The sequence below is a fragment of the Spirulina sp. LEGE 11439 genome (assembly GCF_059821285.1).
Window position 1 is genome coordinate 52965 of sequence record NZ_JCAMRX010000024.1, and the last position, 15435, is coordinate 68399.

Here is a 15435-nt window from a genome sequence, read left to right on the forward strand (position 1 = left end):
TTTGGCATCATAGATTGAAATAATCAACGATCGCCCGTGCAATCGTTTCTGTGCCGTCAGTTGCCAAAGGAGTTGCTTGCTGAGGAGGCTCTGGCGATCGCTGGAGAAATTCCCAGTCTCCTGGAAAAAAGCGATCGGGGGAAATAATTTGATGCTGTCCGTAATTTTTCAGTCCAGCTTCTAATAATGAGGCTTCTGCAAATCCTTCTCGCGTTAACGAGGAAATGGGTACATTTAAGCGTAATGCCTCGGAAAAGGTGCTAAAACCCGGTTTGGAGACGATGCGATCGCAAAAAGGCATAAAATCTACCGGACGATAGAGGCGATCGCGAACTTTAATTAAATTAGCAAAATCTGGCGCGGTGCGATCGAAGGTAATAAACTGCCAGTCTGGAAACTCTTTCACTTTCTCATAAGGAATTTTTTCCAGTCCCAAGCCGCCAAATGTTAGGAGAACGATCCTTTCTCGGGGTTGGATGAGGGCAAATTTCTCTCTGATTTCTGCTTCCGAAAAACGCGGAACACCTCCTGTTAAGCCCACATCGGTAATATGAGGAAATGCTGACATTGGTTCATGTAGAGGGAGGCGAAAAAGGCGATCGCACTGAGCAAAACAATCCCCGATCCAAGCTGCAATTTCCGCAAATTCTTCTCCCCAGTCCCGATAAATAAAATCCCAACCAAAATTGCTCATCATCCAGCAGGGAATCCTCGCAGCTTTGGCGATCGGAGCGGCGAGAGGAGGAATATCCCCTAAAATTAAGCCAATGCGATTAGTTTGAATAAAATTAACTTCTCCAGCAATAATACGCTGTTGGGCGGCGCGAATTTCCTCTAATTTAGTCAAGGTTGCCTGCTTGTCCATCGTCAGGCTATCGGCTTGAATGACCCCGACATCTAAAGCACGAGGACGGTGAATAAAATCCCCTTCAATATAAGCCTCGAGCAACCATCGCGGTGCAGTTGTCACAAGGATGAGTAAAATGTCTGGATTGAGTTTTTTGACCATTCCAGCAACGGAAGCGGCACGAGTGGCATGGCCGAAGCCGTGATTGGTAATCGCAATATAAAGACTGGGCATAAATTATCAAAGCATCTATTTAGAAAGATAGGCGATCGGTCGTTTGAAATAAAAAATTTGCGAATTTTTCTCCAGTCCCGTCGTAACCGTAACCAACTCCCAACCTTGTTCTCCGAGATAGTTGAGGGTTTCGAGAATCGATTTACCTTGCAGAATGTCTGCCAATGCTTTGTCTTCAGACTCCACCGTAATTCTCAAAGGATTGAGAGGAAAGATAGTTTCCTGAATGACAATATATTCCCATTTATAGATTGGATTGTTCACGTTAGAGCAAACCAAGAACGAAAAAACCAATATTTACCATAGCAGAGATCGGGAAAAAACTGCTCGTTCGGGTAAATTCTCAAACTTTGCTCTAAATTTAGCGCTAAAACTATTTTCATTTCGTCTTTTTTCCGATTTAACTCAAGTGTATTGACCGCAGTTTTTTCTCATTGTCTTCAGTACTGAGCGATAAAATTAACAGAGTTGGCCAATCTAAGTTTGAGTTCTAACTTGCAAAGGTTTTTGCTTGGTTTTGCGTTGAGTAAATTCATTTTTCAAACTATCTACTTGTGCTGCAACTAAAGGATCGGGATCGTCTTTTAAAACTGGCAGTAATTCATAACAAGTCCTCGGACTGGCAACTTTCAGATAGGTCAAAACTGCCTCTCTCACAAAACTACTCGGATGGCGCAATCCCACCAAAGCGGCCTCTCGCGTTACCCCCCAACGCTGTTTTCTCGCCAAATGGAAACAACAGGCCAATGTCCAATCCGAGAGAAAATGACGCAGATCCAGAAGGCGACGAGTGCGATCGCTCGGGTTCATCGGTTCGTAAGGTACCATCTCTTCCATATCGGCAAGGCGATCCGCCGTCGGACGCTGTTTTTCCAAGACTCGCAGGAGGATTTGTTTTTGCGGTAAATCGACGGTATTATCGAGAATTTCCAACCCTAAAGCCACGCTCACTTCTGAATCGGAATCTAAATTCAAAATCGCTGCTTGAATGGAACTAAACGGATAAAGCAGTTTCATAATTAAGAAACAGCGATCGGTAATATCGGACTGCAATCCCACGATCGCACTCCGCAATAAATCCGCCTCGAGTCCCGATACGGCCTCATCGTGTAAATCCATCTCTGCGGCGAACATTTGTCCCAATAGCAATAACTCTTGCTGCATCAACTCTTCAACTCCCGATCGCCCCAATTGATCCAATACCATCTCAATACCGCGATCGCCGGGAATTTTCAAAACCACCCGCAATAAATTACGCCGACTGGTTCCCCAACTGGTTAATAATTGCTGGACTAGAGTTTTGAGTGCCACTTCACTGCCAATTTCCGACATGGCACTCCAAGCCTGAAGGCGAATATAATCCGGTTTGCGGACATCTTCTGCCAAAATCGTCAGCATGGGTAGGGCTTCATCACCCAAGGCAATCAGAGATTTTTTCGCGGCCTCGCGAGTGGAACGATAATACAATCCTTTTAACAAGGAGGGATAAAAATTTTCCAAGCGTTTCTTAGCGATCGCTGTTAATAAAGTACAGCGCACCTTTGCCGAGTCGTCTTGTAATAATTGAGGCAGATAAGATTGCGTTAAATTGTCATCGCGATCGGTGGCTTGCAAGGCTTGTACCCCAATAATTCGCTCTCGTTCTCGTTCGGAAGTGAGCATTTTTTCCAATGTTGCGATCGCAGTGGTGCGATCGTCCTCAGAGCCTCGATTCAAAATCAATCCCGTCGCCGTCCCTCGTACCATCGGATCCACTCTTTGATTTAAGTAAGGCTTCAAGGTATGGGTATCTAATTGAGGTTGCGAAAGCCAAACATAACGCAAAGATAGCGCCAGCACCTCCAAATCCGGACGGGTTTGAATCAAGCGCTGAACGTCTTTTAAATAAACCTGATTGGGATATTCGATCATCGCTTCCATCGACTGGCGCTGTAAATCGGGAGAGAGATTAGCAAGGCGCGGTGCAAGAATTTCCCCAGCATTGGGCAAATCGATGCGTTCTAACAATTGGATGCACGATCGCTTATCATCCTCCGTCGTTTTCCCATCCAAAGATTCAATAATGGCGCGTTTAAAGGCTTTTAAGTCAACGCTACCAAATCCCAAACGTCCCTGTTCTGCCGACTGAACCAGTAAAGTAATGTAACTTTGCCGCAACAGTAAGGCACTTAAAGCCCAAACGATGGAAAAGGCCACGATCGCCATGACAAACACCCCGCCTTGCGCTTGTCGTGCAGTTTCTTCTTCCCATCCCCCCAATATTTGCCCGAGAAACCAGACGATTGTAATAATTCCGATGCCTGTGAGTCCTGTGGTCAGGGGTTCGGCGATTCCTTGAACTTGAGTTTGAATCGAACTGCGAATTTCGGCGGGGAGAGGTTGAAAGAGAAAGGGTTCAATTCCCGCAATGAGGGTGTAGCGCAATAATTCATCAAAAAAGCGAATGACAATGATGCCAAAAAAGAGAATTTGAGCGCTATTCAGATTTAAACCGCCGACATTAGTAATATCAAAAAGAATGGTACAGAAGCCCAAAACCGAGAGAGAAACGGGCAAAAACATTGCCGCCACAAAGACCCCCAATCGTTCCACTGCTCGACTGGAAACAAACCATTGGGTTGCCAGTTCGCAGATTCCTAAAATCCCGGAAAATAGTCCTAAAAATCCGGCCATTTCTTCCGTTGTCGGATAAACTCGTTCGAGTTCCCCAAGATATTGAAATTCTACGAGGAGAAAGAGCAGTTCTCCCAAAATAAAGAATGCAAAGAGAGGAATAATATAACGGCGGAGAGTGCTGCTCATCCGTTTGGAGGTATAGGCAGATTCCAACTCATCCAATTCTCGCACGGGGGTATCGGGAAAGGCTTGTTTGTAGCGATTGGCAAGGTAAAGGAGAGTCAGTCCGCCACCCAATAGCCCAATGGAAGCGAGGATAATAACATTTTTTAAACCGATGAGGAAGACCAAGACCGGCAAAGAAAAGCCGGAAACGACATCTCCAATTAATAATCCACTGGAAATAATCGGATAGGTGCGTTTAATTTCGCGAATATTAAAGAGTTGGTTGGCGGCAACTTGGGAGTTTAGATCGTTGAGAATTTCTTCTGCATCCAGCCACAACCGGAGAACAAAAATCGTCGCGAGGACGATAAAACTGTTAATTGTTCCCAGTTCTAAACCCACGCGAAAGATAATCAGAGGAGCCGCCATCAAGAGGGCAACTACGAGAAAGACCCGTTTGAGGGGGAAATTATTTTGCAGCCAAGAATAGAGGATTCCTAACCCCGACCCCATGAGGGCGCTGGCAATGTAGATGATGGGTAAGCCTTCTGCCCCAAAACGTTCGAGGAATAAAGCGATCGTGCTTTGTTCCAGCCACAATAACCCGATGGAGGTAATCGTGTAGGCAATCAACATGAACAAGGTTCTCTCGCCTTCTTCTGGGCGAAGATTGACCACGTTCAGCAGTTTTTTTGTCCAGTCGTCCCGCTCTTTACTACTCTTTAGCTGTTTCATGGTCGAGGGTTAGGGTTTAGGGTGAGGGTGTTGGGGTTAAGAGGCGATCGCCAGTCCTCAATCCCTCATTTCCTATCCTATTTCTTTGGAGAAAGGAACATTATCATATTACGCCCTTCTTGTTTGGGGGCCTGTTGTAGTTCTCCAAAGTCCTTGAGATCTTCGGCCATGCGATCGAGGAGTTGTTTGGCTAAGTTGGCGTGTTGGATTTCTCGACCTTTAAAGGTGACAGTCGCTTTGACTTTATCTCCCGATTTGAGGAAGCGTTGAGCGTTATTGACGCGCACTTGATAATCGTGTTCTTCGATTTTGTAGCGCATCTTCACTTCTTTAACATCAGCCGTGTGTTGTTTTTTCTTGGCTTCTTTGGCTCTTTTCTCTTGCTCGAACTTGTATTTACCGTAGTCCATAATCCGACAGACGGGGGGATCGGATTTGTCACTAACTAGAACGAGGTCGAGTTCTTTTTCTTCAGCCAGTCGCCGGCCTTCTTCTGAGGTGACAATCCCGAGTTGGCCGCCGTCGGTATCGATCAGCCGAATATTGGGATAGCGAATTCTTTCGTTGATTTGAGGTAGATCTCGGCGGTGTTTTTTGTCTTTCACAGGCGTATGCGTACTGATTTATAGTTGTTGATAAAGGGTTGTTCGAGATTTAACGAGCGGTTCGCTAACCATTTTAGCGATCCCCCTCGAGTTTTGCGCTAGTTTGTTAACTTAACTTTCTATTTGGTCAAGGAGTTGTCTGGTCTGGGGGATGGTCAGTCGGGTTTTGCGATCGCGTTTATTTGCTGCTTACAATGAAAAGGTAAATTTTTATGAATTTTGCTTGTGATTTCAACAACACAGTGGATCGATCGCATTGGCTTACAACGGGATTGGGTTTGGCGGGGTTGGCAGGTGCGCTATAGTTTTCTGAGAGCCTCCACTGACAAAACTCCCCTGCTCTTAATTCACGGGTTTGGAGCTTCAATCGAGCATTGGCGCAAAAATATTCCCGTGTTGGGGAAAGAGCGGACGGTATATGCTTTAGATTTATTGGGGTTTGGCGGTTCGAGGAAAGCGATCGCGTCTTACGGAACAGAACTTTGGGTGGCGCAGGTTTACGAGTTTTGGCGCACTTTTATTGGCGAACCCGTGGTCTTGGTGGGAAATTCCCTTGGGTCTTTAGTGAGTTTTATGGCGGCGGCGAAACACCCAGAAATGGTGCGGGGGTTGGCGATGTTAAATTTGCCGGATGTAACCTTACGGGAAAAGAGCATTCCCAAGCCTTTTCGGGCTTTGGTATTTGCGATCGAGGGATTTTTTACTGCGCCGCTTTTTCTCAAGCCACTTTTTTATTTCGTGCGCCGTCCGGCTATGATTCGCACTTGGGTCACTTTAGCTTACGGACATAAAGAGGCGGTAGATAATGAATTGGTAGATATTCTCGCAATACCGCCGACGGATGATGGTGCCGTAGATGCGTTTTGCTGCCTTTCTGCGTCGGTACGAGGGTCGGGTTTTTCGCGATCGGTTCGCGAACTTTTGCCCGAATTAAACATTCCCATACTATTGCTTTGGGGTCGCCAAGATCCGATGGTGCCGTTTAGTTTGTCGCAGAATTTTTTAGGGTTGAATCCGAATTTAGAGTTTGTTCCTTTAGATAAAGCAGGCCATTGTCCCCACGACGAAGATCCCGAAACATTTCATCAGATTATTTTACCTTGGTTGGCGGCTCAATGCGATGCTAATATCGAAAGTAATTTACAAGACTCTGAGAATGTTTGTTCAGAAGTTTCACCTAACTATAGATAATTTCTGAAAAGGCTCTTTATTGCAATTTGCACTCTGAGATTTCCTAAAGTTAGAATTGTAATTTAAGGTTTGTTCGATTATTGCAATTGTGTAAAATTTCATCTATATTATGTTTGATTTTTTTTCTTCTGTCCTATTATTAGCATCGACTCCCACTGCGTTATCTCCACCTCCTCCTCAAGAAGTTGTTCGCCCGCAAATCGTTCGACCTTTGCCCGGAAGTTTAAATACAATTCCAGTTTTTAATAGTAATAGTCCCGAGTTGGTTCTCGAACCGGGGATTTTACTTTCGACTTTTCCGGCTCTCGGAAAAACATCCCCTCAAGCTCATTTAGATTTTCCGATAACAGGACGCTTTGATATTTTTGCTCACCATGTTGCCAAAGCACCAAGCCCGGAAGATTTAAGAACGCTTTATTTAGGAATTCTCGTTCACAATCCTAGCGATGAAGCGATTAAAATCGATATTTTACAAGCTGCAAGTTATCTCTCTCAACCCGATGCTCCTTTTATTAATCTCGGTTCTTTTTTAGAGAATCCTGAAGGCACAATTTATGCGGGACCGGGGAGTCGCGTTATGGGAGAATTATTGCGAGGATGGCATCAAATTCAGTTTCCTTTTGTCGCGATCGTCCCTCCAAAAGAAAGCCGTTTGTTGCTCAATGTCCCTATTCCTGTTAAAGATTTTAATCCTCCGATTAACGGACGCTCTACTTATATGCGCTTGCGGAGTAACGATCGCGTTTATTTGGCCAGTTTAGCCATGTTCGCCCCTCAAGATGAAGAGGGCAAAGAACGTGCGCCAACATTGTCAGAATGGGAAACATTATTACAAACGGGAAGCTTAGCTCAACCTCGCGATCGCGCCCCTACTCCTCCCAATTCTGAAGCAGGTTCCTTCATTTACGGTCGCGTGGCTGGAGTTGCGATCGGGTCACAATGGAAAGCCCAAGTAACAGATAATTCTGACGTTGATTTTTTGACAATTCCCGATCGCGGTCAACGCTTTTCTTATGGTATCAGTACTCTCGATCGTGGCACTTTGGGAACAGGACAAATTCAGAGCGCTCCCCTCGTCGCCCGCTATCCCGATACAGCTTATAAAGCACACGGTAATTATGGGGTTCAATACAGCTTAGATTTACCCTTATACAATCCTACTCATACCAAACAAACCATCGCAATTGCTCTGGAAACTCCCATCAAGCAAGATGAAATCTCATCAGGATTGCGTTTTTTTGCCCCCTTACCGACTAATATCTTTTTCCGAGGAACGGTAAAAGTTGAATATAGCGACGATGAAGGAGTCTTGCAAACTCGCTATTATCACTTGGTCCAGCGACGAGGACAGCAAGGAGAATCTTTAGTGACCTTAAATTTACAACCGAAAGAGAGGCGTTCTGTTCGTGTCGATTTACTCTATCCTCCCGATTCTACTCCCCCTCAAGTTTTAACTATTCAAACTTTAGAAACAGATTGAAGCCCTCAGATTCTCGTGTTTTAAAATGAGCGATCGCTGAGTAAAATTAAATTTTGCGGGCTAAAAATCAAGCGATCGCATCGTCTCAATTCCTTTCAATTTCTAGCTTTTCGCTCTAATTCTCAAGCAAGAGATGTCAACGAGGGTAAGTTTCGGTCGGGAATGACGAAAGTTTGTATTTGTTCTCCGTCGCTAAGGATACCCGTCTGATTTAACATTAATTTTAAAGTCATCACCCGTAACCAACAAAGGAACTTTTAATCGTGCTGCTATCAAAAGGTTGTGAAGTCGAACTCTATACGGGTTCCCCTCAAGGCGATATTGTCGGTCTTTCTGACAAAATCACCAAAAATTTAAACGGTTTCGTGCGCGAGCCAGATAGTCGTAATGTGGAATACACCACAGCACCCTATTGCTGTTACGATCGCTTGCTCTGTGCTTTGGTTCGTCCCCGACAACGCTTGCGACATTATTTGCGATCGCTGGGAGATTACACCATTATCCCCGGCAGCACGCTCTCTCTTGGAGATACGGACTGCTTCTATCGTTCCGATCCCGGCAATCCCTATCATACTTATATAGAGAAGACTTACCATACTCAAGTCGTTACGGCGAGTATCCATATTAATATCGGCATTTCCGATCCGGAAACCTTAATGCAAGCCTGTCGCCTTTTACGAGTCGAAGCACCTCTCTATCTAGCGTTGAGCGCCTCTTCACCGTTTTTAGATGGCAAAAGAACGGGCTATCATTCCACACGGTGGGGAATGTTCCCTCAAACTCCCGCTCGCGTTCCCCTATTTGAGAATCACGCTCATTATATTCGCTGGACGGAAGAACAATTAGCCCTCGGAACGATGCAAAATGTCCGTCATCTCTGGCTATCAGTCCGTCCCAATGGCGATCGCCGTCCTTACGATCTCAACCGTCTCGAACTGCGAATTTGCGATTTAGTGATCGATCCGATCGCTTTATTATCCATTGTGGCGTTTCTCGAAGTGCGCTTGCTGCAACTGCAAGAACAACCCGATCTCGATCCGCTCATGTCCGGAGCTTTTGGGTCGGAAGAGCTCATCGATCTTGTCGATGCCAACGAAGCTGCCGTCGCTCGTGATAGTTTGGATGCTCAATTACAGCATTGGCAGGATGGGAGAACCCTTTCGGCCCGAACTTGGATTGAAGAACTCTACGACGAAACGAGCCTGCTCGCCAAACAACGCGGGTTAAGTTGTTTTCTCTCTCCCCTCCGCAAAATTCTCCGAGAAGGGAATACCGCACAACAATGGCTCGCTCAATGCGATCTCGGACTTTCTCCCCGGGAAATTATCGTTCGCAGTATTCAAGAAGCAGAGGAGCGAGAACGAGAATTAGAAGATAAACTTTGTCAGTTAATGGCCGCTTGAGTTCAGACGATCGCTCGAATTCTCTCTCGTCCACCGAGCGATCGTTACAATTTGCTTATCTAGCCTATAAAGATAGACTGATAGTTTAAGACTTGACTTTTTTCTCTCTTTATTATTTATTTTTCGCTTCTTGGCTATAAACCCAGAGATCCCATTCGTTTCATTAACGTCATAAGACTTTACAAATACTAATCAATCATCCCTTGCGATCGCCTCAGCCAAACAGAGCAAAATATGCGATCGATTATCGAGTAAGTATTTCTTCCCAGTAATTAACCTGTTCTCATGCCAAAAATCGTTCTCGTTCATCCCCAAATTCCTCCCAATACGGGCAATATTGCCAGAACCTGCGCGGCCACGGGAACGCAACTTCATTTAGTTGCACCTCTCGGCTTTGAAATTAGCGATCGCCGCCTCAAACGAGCGGGTTTGGATTACTGGCCTTATGTCGATGTTCATTACCATGTAGATATCGAACGGTTTGCAGCCTCCCGCTTGGCAGTTGGGGGACGCACCCTCGGTTTTAGCGTTCGCGGCGATCGCAATTATACCGAGTTTGCCTTTCGCGAGAATGATTGGCTGTTGTTTGGCAGCGAAACTTCAGGTTTATCTCCTCAGACTCTTGACAAATGTGATGAAATATTATATATACCCATGAACCAGAAAGGGGTTCGGAGTTTAAATTTAGCGAATAGTGTGGCGATCGCTTTATTTGAAGCGCGAAGACAACTGGGATGCCTTCGATCCGTAGATGCGGACTCGCCTTGAAATCAAAAATATTATTATTGCTTTATCATTCTTGAGTGATTTTTTGAAAGATGAGCCTAAAGCCCTTTAAGTAGAATAATTGTCACCGTTTCGTGTTTTGTTTTTGGTATTAAATCTTTTGATGGTTATTCAGTGAAACTTCAAAGGTAGAGTCTGAAGCCATATAGAGATGAGATGCTTGAGGAACAATTTAAGAGAATTCAGTATCGCATGATACATAATCAACTGAATTGAATAAGAAATTTCTATATTCCCTCTTTTTAGGACTTGTCGTTTTTTGCCAAGTTAGCGTAGAGTAATCATCAACCTCGTGTTATGCAGGACATAAGCTACTTAGGTTCTTGCTATTCCTGAAATAGTTCGATCCGGATAGCAAAGTTGAGATCGGGTAAGTTATGGCAATACTCCCATCCCAACTGCACTCAAAACCAAAGTTGACTTGTTTGGAAAAGCAGAGTAATCTGACCTAGGTCACTCAATTCATCGAACTGTCAGCAATTGCGATCGCGCTTTTGGGAATTACTAAAACAGCCGTAGTTATCGTCATTCCCTCAATAAAAAGTCAAATCGCTCATTACAATTAGGAGGTCGTTGTTGATACCCCCACACGCACAAAACACCAAAACCAGCGAAGCAGCACGCCGTGCTAGTGCTACAGTCCTGGGAATTGCCGCCCTTTCTATGGGCGCAACGGCTGGCGTACTCTTACCCAGCCAAGCTAAAGAAGCAATGGCAACAGAAGCCGCTATTGCTAACGCTCCGATTCCAACAAAAACTGTTCCGACAAGAACTGTTTCTCCGGCAACTGCTCCCGTAGCGATCGCCCCACAAGAAACCAAAACGCAAAACAAAGCAACAGAAACAGCACAATCCCCTTCTGTTGCTAAATCTTCAACTATCAAGCATAGAGTTGAGCAAGGAGATACGCTTTGGGATATCTCTAAGGAATATGGGATTTCTCCCAAAACCATTGCTGCTTCTAATGCCATTGAGTCTGAAGAAATCTTATCCGTGGGACAAACTTTGAAAATTCCCGCCAGTAAGGGAGTTAGCCAAGAAAGTTCTAGAGAAGATTCTCAGGCAAATGCTCGAGGGGATATTTTCCAAGCGGCGAGTCAAAAACCCTTCATTTCTACTCAAAGCGACCCTTCCAAGGAGAAGGAGAACCAATCTCCAACTCGTAAAGAATTAAAAAAAGCATCTAAATCTACCGCTACATTACAAGTCCCTCAAGCGATCGCGCCTACCGCTAGGAAAAGTTCGGTGGTTGTTCCCCGAGAAGCGATCGTGTCTAATGACAAAGCTAATAAGGTTTCAATTCGCGTTAAATCCACGAACTCTGCGATCGTGCCAACGGTCAACACCAACCAGAAAGCAGAAACGCCAGCCGTGAGCCTCTCTGCTGTGACCGGAGCCGTTTATCGCGTTCGTATCGGAGATACGCTGCAAACCGTTGCCGACAGTCATGGCATCTCGGTTTCCGAGTTGATGCAAAGCAATGACATTAACGATCCTCGTTTATTGCAAGTCGATCGCGAATTAAAGATTCCTCGCTCTCGGGAAGTCCGCGATCGGGTCAATCAATCCCCAACCGTAGTTTATGCTGAAGCATCCGAACCTACGTTAATCGCTCAGACCACTCAAGCGCGAATTCCCTCTCCAGACTCAGAAGATGCTCGCATTCAAGAGTTGAAGGATGACATCATGAGGCTGCGGGAAGAATATCGCCAACAGCGCAACGATAGTTCCACTTCCGCACCGGGAGAGATTTCGGTTCTTCCGACTCCGGAAGCAACACCGGCTCCAATTTTAACCAAGCCGACGGAACGCAATTTACTGCCACAACCTTCTCTCACGGTTCCGGTTGAAGATCGCCGTCAAACTCGCGGCCGAGAGCGCAATTTGCCTGTATCCCCAGCAACAGAACGCTCCAGCGAAACGGGAACGACCGTGGTGGCAACAGCTCCGGCTCCAGTACAAGGGTATAATCGTCTCTTGGAAATGCCTGCCGGACAAACAGTAGAACCGCAAATTCCGCCTTTAGAGGAACGCGATCGCTACCTGCCTAATTCTCCCCAAGAGTTTAACGGCTATATCTGGCCGACTCGCGGAACCCTGACTTCAGGATACGGTCCGCGTTGGGGACGGATGCACAAGGGTATCGATATTGCCGCACCCACAGGTACTCCTATCTATGCAGCAGCACCGGGTGAAGTCGTCTCAGCAGGTTGGAATTCTGGTGGTTATGGCAACTTGGTAGATGTTCGTCATGCTGATGGTAGCTTGACTCGTTACGCTCATAACAGCAAAGTTCTCGTTCGCAAAGGCGATCGCGTCGAGCAAGGTCAGAAAATTTCTCTGATGGGCAGCACAGGCTTTAGCACGGGTCCTCACCTTCATTTTGAAGTTCACCCCTCTGGACGCGGTGCCGCGAATCCGATGGCGTTTTTACCCAGAAACCGTTAATCAATTCGCACTTGGGAAATTCCCTATTTTTCAATAAATTGCGGGTGAGTTTTTCTCACCCGCAATTTATTTTATTCTTGAATTGGTAATAGTTTTAATTTTGTGCTACACTAGCAAAGGTGTAAAAAAATAAGGCTCGGTAGCTCAGTTGGTTAGAGCAGGGGACTCATAAGCCCAAGGTCGGCAGTTCAAATCTGCCCCGAGCCATTGAAAAAACAGGATTGCGTCTACCATCAAATAACGTCGGGAACATCGGGATGTTGTTGGATGATACAAAAAAGTGGGGGAAAAATGGGGAAAGATTTTGAGACCGAATTGGCTCTGGTTAACAAAGGGCTAGAGAAGGTTAAGGTTCGCAAAAAAAAGCGATCGCATTTACCTTCGCGCGGTCCTTCCACCCAAAGCGGGATCGGGAAAATGGTATAGTCCTCTTGTGTCACTTTCGCTAAAGCAAATTCTGAAACCCCTGTATAGCAAGGCTTTTGCAAAAACGAGGAATTTTTGCGTTCCTGTTAGTTTGCGATCGCTAAATATCATGTCCTGACTGAGTTTAGGGATTTTACTTTGATTTTGCTTTTCCCAGAGTGACAAAAGAGGGTTATCATCAATCCCATCGTGCAAGATGTGACCAGACTTAAGGTAATAATGGGAGTTACAGCGATCGCTTCATTGTGAATCGCGTTTCAATACGGGCGATCGCTAGTAACCAATGGGGAATCTACAAGGGAATAATCTTTTGACAAGAGGATTTTCAGTCCGAATCGCACGGAACTCCTTTTTATGGCATGATCCTCAATAGCAATTTTTTGGGGTGATTTTGTTGCGTTTACCCTGAATAGATTGGAAATAACCTTAATTAAACAAGCTTGGTGAACAGTCCCTCAAACTCTTCAAACCGTTTACAACGCAACCTGAGCCGTTATTCTACGGCAGGAGTTTTTTGCGTCAGTTTAGTGGTGGCATTGGTCAGTGTCATTCCCTTCTACAACAAGCTGAAAACAGCTCAGGAGCAAGACCTCCAGGCTAAACTGAGTAACCGAACGTTAGCGGCTGAACAGGTGCAGCAAGGCAAGATTCAGGTTGCCGAACAGGTCACGAGCCGTACCTTTGCCCGACGGATACTTTCTGACTACGTTCAGGGCGAGGCAAGCTTGACTGAGTTGCAGGAACTGAGTTTGTTCGATCTAGAGGATGCGATCGATCAAAGCAAGTCATTGGTGGGGGTCAGTCGCTTCGATCACACCAACAAACTTCTGGTTCATGTCGGTGTTGACTCTCCTCTGGGCCTCTCAGACATTCTCCAAGGGGAAACGGACGAGTCCATCACAGTTGGCCCCCTCACGATTGATAATCACCCCCATCTCTTGGTGAGTAGCCCCATTTTTTCTGAGCAGCAAGAGCGGATTGGCCGGGATATTGCTGTGTTTAGGATGCTCGGCATGGAGAGGCTCGTTGCGGAATCCAGCGGCTTGGGGGAGACGGGCGAGATGCTCTTGGCTCAAGAGAAGGGGGACACCTTAGCGTTGTTCTTTCCCTTGCGAAACGGTTCACAGGTGCTGCCAGAACCCTTGGTTCCTATACTCAAAGATGCGATCGCCCAAGATACAACGGGAATTGAACATTACGACGGTCAGGTCATTGCCTTTGAGACCTTGCCGAATACGGACTGGGCTATTGCAGTGCAGATGGAGCGCAAGGAACTGTATGGTGCGGTGAACCGAGATTTGATTTTTGTCGGTCTGGCAGTCTTTGGGGTCAGCACGATCGCCACAGTTGGTTTGGTTTTCGTGTTGCGTCCTCTGATTGGACGGGTTACGGATGCTGATGAGTTAGAGAAAGAGGTGCTTGCCAAAACAAAAGCCTTTGAGGAACTCAAGCAAACCCAAATTCAATTAGTCCAGTCCGAAAAAATGTCGAGCCTGGGTCAATTAGTGGCAGGCGTTGCCCATGAGATCAATAACCCAGTGGGGTTCCTAAAAGGGAATATTCAACCCGCCCAAAACTATGTAAAGGATCTACTCGGACTGATTGATTTGTATCAAGAAAAAATGCCCAACCCTGATGCAGATATTGAAGATGAAATTCAAGAGATTGACTTGGAATTTGTGCGGCAAGACTTGCCCAATATTATCAACTCGATGAATTCAGGAGTGGATCGCATTCGCAATATCAGTGATGGTTTGCGTATCTTCTCTCGTCAGGATCGAGATCATAAGACAGCATTTAATATCCATGAGGGCATTGATAGTACAATACTAATCCTTAAACATCGAACCAAGGGCAATGAAAAGCGGCCAGCAGTTGAAGTTATCAAGAACTATGGTGAGCTACCGGAAGTGCAATGTTTTCCAGGTCAGTTAAATCAGATGTTTATGAACATCTTGGCCAATGCCATTGATGCCTTTGAGGAGGCGAATCAAGGCAAAACCTTCGAGGAGATTAAAGCCGATCCCAATATAATTACAATTACCACTTCAGTGGTTGATAAACAGGTGCAAATTCAGATCCAAGACAATGCCTTGGGAATGAAACTGGAAACGATCGAACGAATTTTTGAGCAGGGGTTTACCACCAAAGAAGTTGGCAAAGGAACCGGTTTGGGGATGGCGATCGCGCATCAAATCATCACGGAGAAGCATGGTGGCTCGATCGAATGCAGTTCAGAGCTTGGCAAGGGAACAATCTTCACGATCGCATTACCCATTGTCTAGACATCACCATCCTCAGCACAACAGCAGAGAATCCTCATAAAACCACGATCGCTGGCGCGGTGGCCGCCTGCCAATCTAGCCAGACAATGAGGCTGACCAATGGTAGACATAGCACCAGATGGTTGATTTGACTAATTTCAGCATACGTCTGGTGTTTTCCTTTTCCCAGCTTTTTTCCGTCGAACTGACGTATACAAAAAACGAACAAAACCAA

General features: G+C 45.8%; 11 protein-coding genes and 1 tRNA gene. 7 read left to right on the forward strand and 5 right to left on the reverse strand.

The window, feature by feature from the left end:
- Positions 1–7: 7 nt before the first annotated feature.
- From AC6RV6_RS16460 to infC, 4 genes are all read right to left on the reverse strand, one after another.
- Positions 8–1081 carry a glycosyl transferase gene (locus tag AC6RV6_RS16460; RefSeq protein WP_500241962.1) on the reverse strand — a complete coding sequence of 358 codons (1074 nt, stop codon included), beginning with the start codon at positions 1079–1081 and terminating at the stop codon, positions 8–10.
- A 15-nt stretch (positions 1082–1096) separates the two neighbouring features.
- Positions 1097–1345 (reverse strand): hypothetical protein, encoded by a 249-nt coding sequence (locus AC6RV6_RS16465; protein ID WP_500241963.1) that lies wholly within the window; start codon positions 1343–1345, stop codon positions 1097–1099.
- A 213-nt stretch (positions 1346–1558) separates the two neighbouring features.
- A complete protein-coding gene (locus tag AC6RV6_RS16470; RefSeq protein ID WP_500241964.1) occupies positions 1559–4597 on the reverse strand; it encodes an Npt1/Npt2 family nucleotide transporter in 3039 nt (1012 codons plus the stop codon).
- A 77-nt stretch (positions 4598–4674) separates the two neighbouring features.
- Positions 4675–5220: a translation initiation factor IF-3 gene (gene infC / locus AC6RV6_RS16475; protein ID WP_500241994.1), complete on the reverse strand. Its 546-nt coding sequence runs from the start codon at positions 5218–5220 to the stop codon at positions 4675–4677.
- Between the two features lie 207 nt (positions 5221–5427).
- Between infC and AC6RV6_RS16480 the strand changes: the two genes are divergently transcribed.
- The 6 genes from AC6RV6_RS16480 to AC6RV6_RS16505 all read left to right on the forward strand — a co-directional run bounded on the left by AC6RV6_RS16480 (position 5428) and on the right by AC6RV6_RS16505 (position 12717).
- A complete protein-coding gene (locus tag AC6RV6_RS16480; RefSeq protein WP_500241965.1) occupies positions 5428–6393 on the forward strand; it encodes an alpha/beta fold hydrolase in 966 nt (321 codons plus the stop codon).
- Between the two features lie 109 nt (positions 6394–6502).
- The gene (locus AC6RV6_RS16485) at positions 6503–7873 is read left to right on the forward strand and encodes a DUF3370 domain-containing protein (protein WP_500241966.1); all 1371 of its coding nucleotides are present in this window, start codon (positions 6503–6505) and stop codon (positions 7871–7873) included.
- Between the two features lie 263 nt (positions 7874–8136).
- Positions 8137–9276, forward strand: a complete 1140-nt coding sequence (gshA, locus tag AC6RV6_RS16490) for a glutamate--cysteine ligase (RefSeq protein WP_500241967.1) — start codon at positions 8137–8139, stop codon at positions 9274–9276.
- A 285-nt stretch (positions 9277–9561) separates the two neighbouring features.
- Positions 9562–10044: a tRNA (cytidine(34)-2'-O)-methyltransferase gene (locus AC6RV6_RS16495; protein ID WP_500241968.1), complete on the forward strand. Its 483-nt coding sequence runs from the start codon at positions 9562–9564 to the stop codon at positions 10042–10044.
- A 594-nt stretch (positions 10045–10638) separates the two neighbouring features.
- Positions 10639–12510, forward strand: coding sequence for a peptidoglycan DD-metalloendopeptidase family protein (locus AC6RV6_RS16500; RefSeq protein ID WP_500241969.1), 1872 nt, complete (start codon positions 10639–10641; stop codon positions 12508–12510).
- Between the two features lie 133 nt (positions 12511–12643).
- Positions 12644–12717 (forward strand) — tRNA-Met (locus AC6RV6_RS16505).
- A 26-nt stretch (positions 12718–12743) separates the two neighbouring features.
- On the opposite strand, the gene AC6RV6_RS16510 is transcribed toward AC6RV6_RS16505, so the two are convergent.
- Complete coding sequence (locus AC6RV6_RS16510) at positions 12744–12998, reverse strand: hypothetical protein (RefSeq protein WP_500241970.1); 255 nt, start codon at positions 12996–12998, stop codon at positions 12744–12746.
- A 381-nt stretch (positions 12999–13379) separates the two neighbouring features.
- Here AC6RV6_RS16510 and AC6RV6_RS16515 point away from each other — a divergent pair, with 381 nt between their 5' ends.
- The gene (locus tag AC6RV6_RS16515) at positions 13380–15221 is read left to right on the forward strand and encodes a sensor histidine kinase (RefSeq protein ID WP_500241995.1); all 1842 of its coding nucleotides are present in this window, start codon (positions 13380–13382) and stop codon (positions 15219–15221) included.
- Positions 15222–15435: the final 214 nt, after the last annotated feature.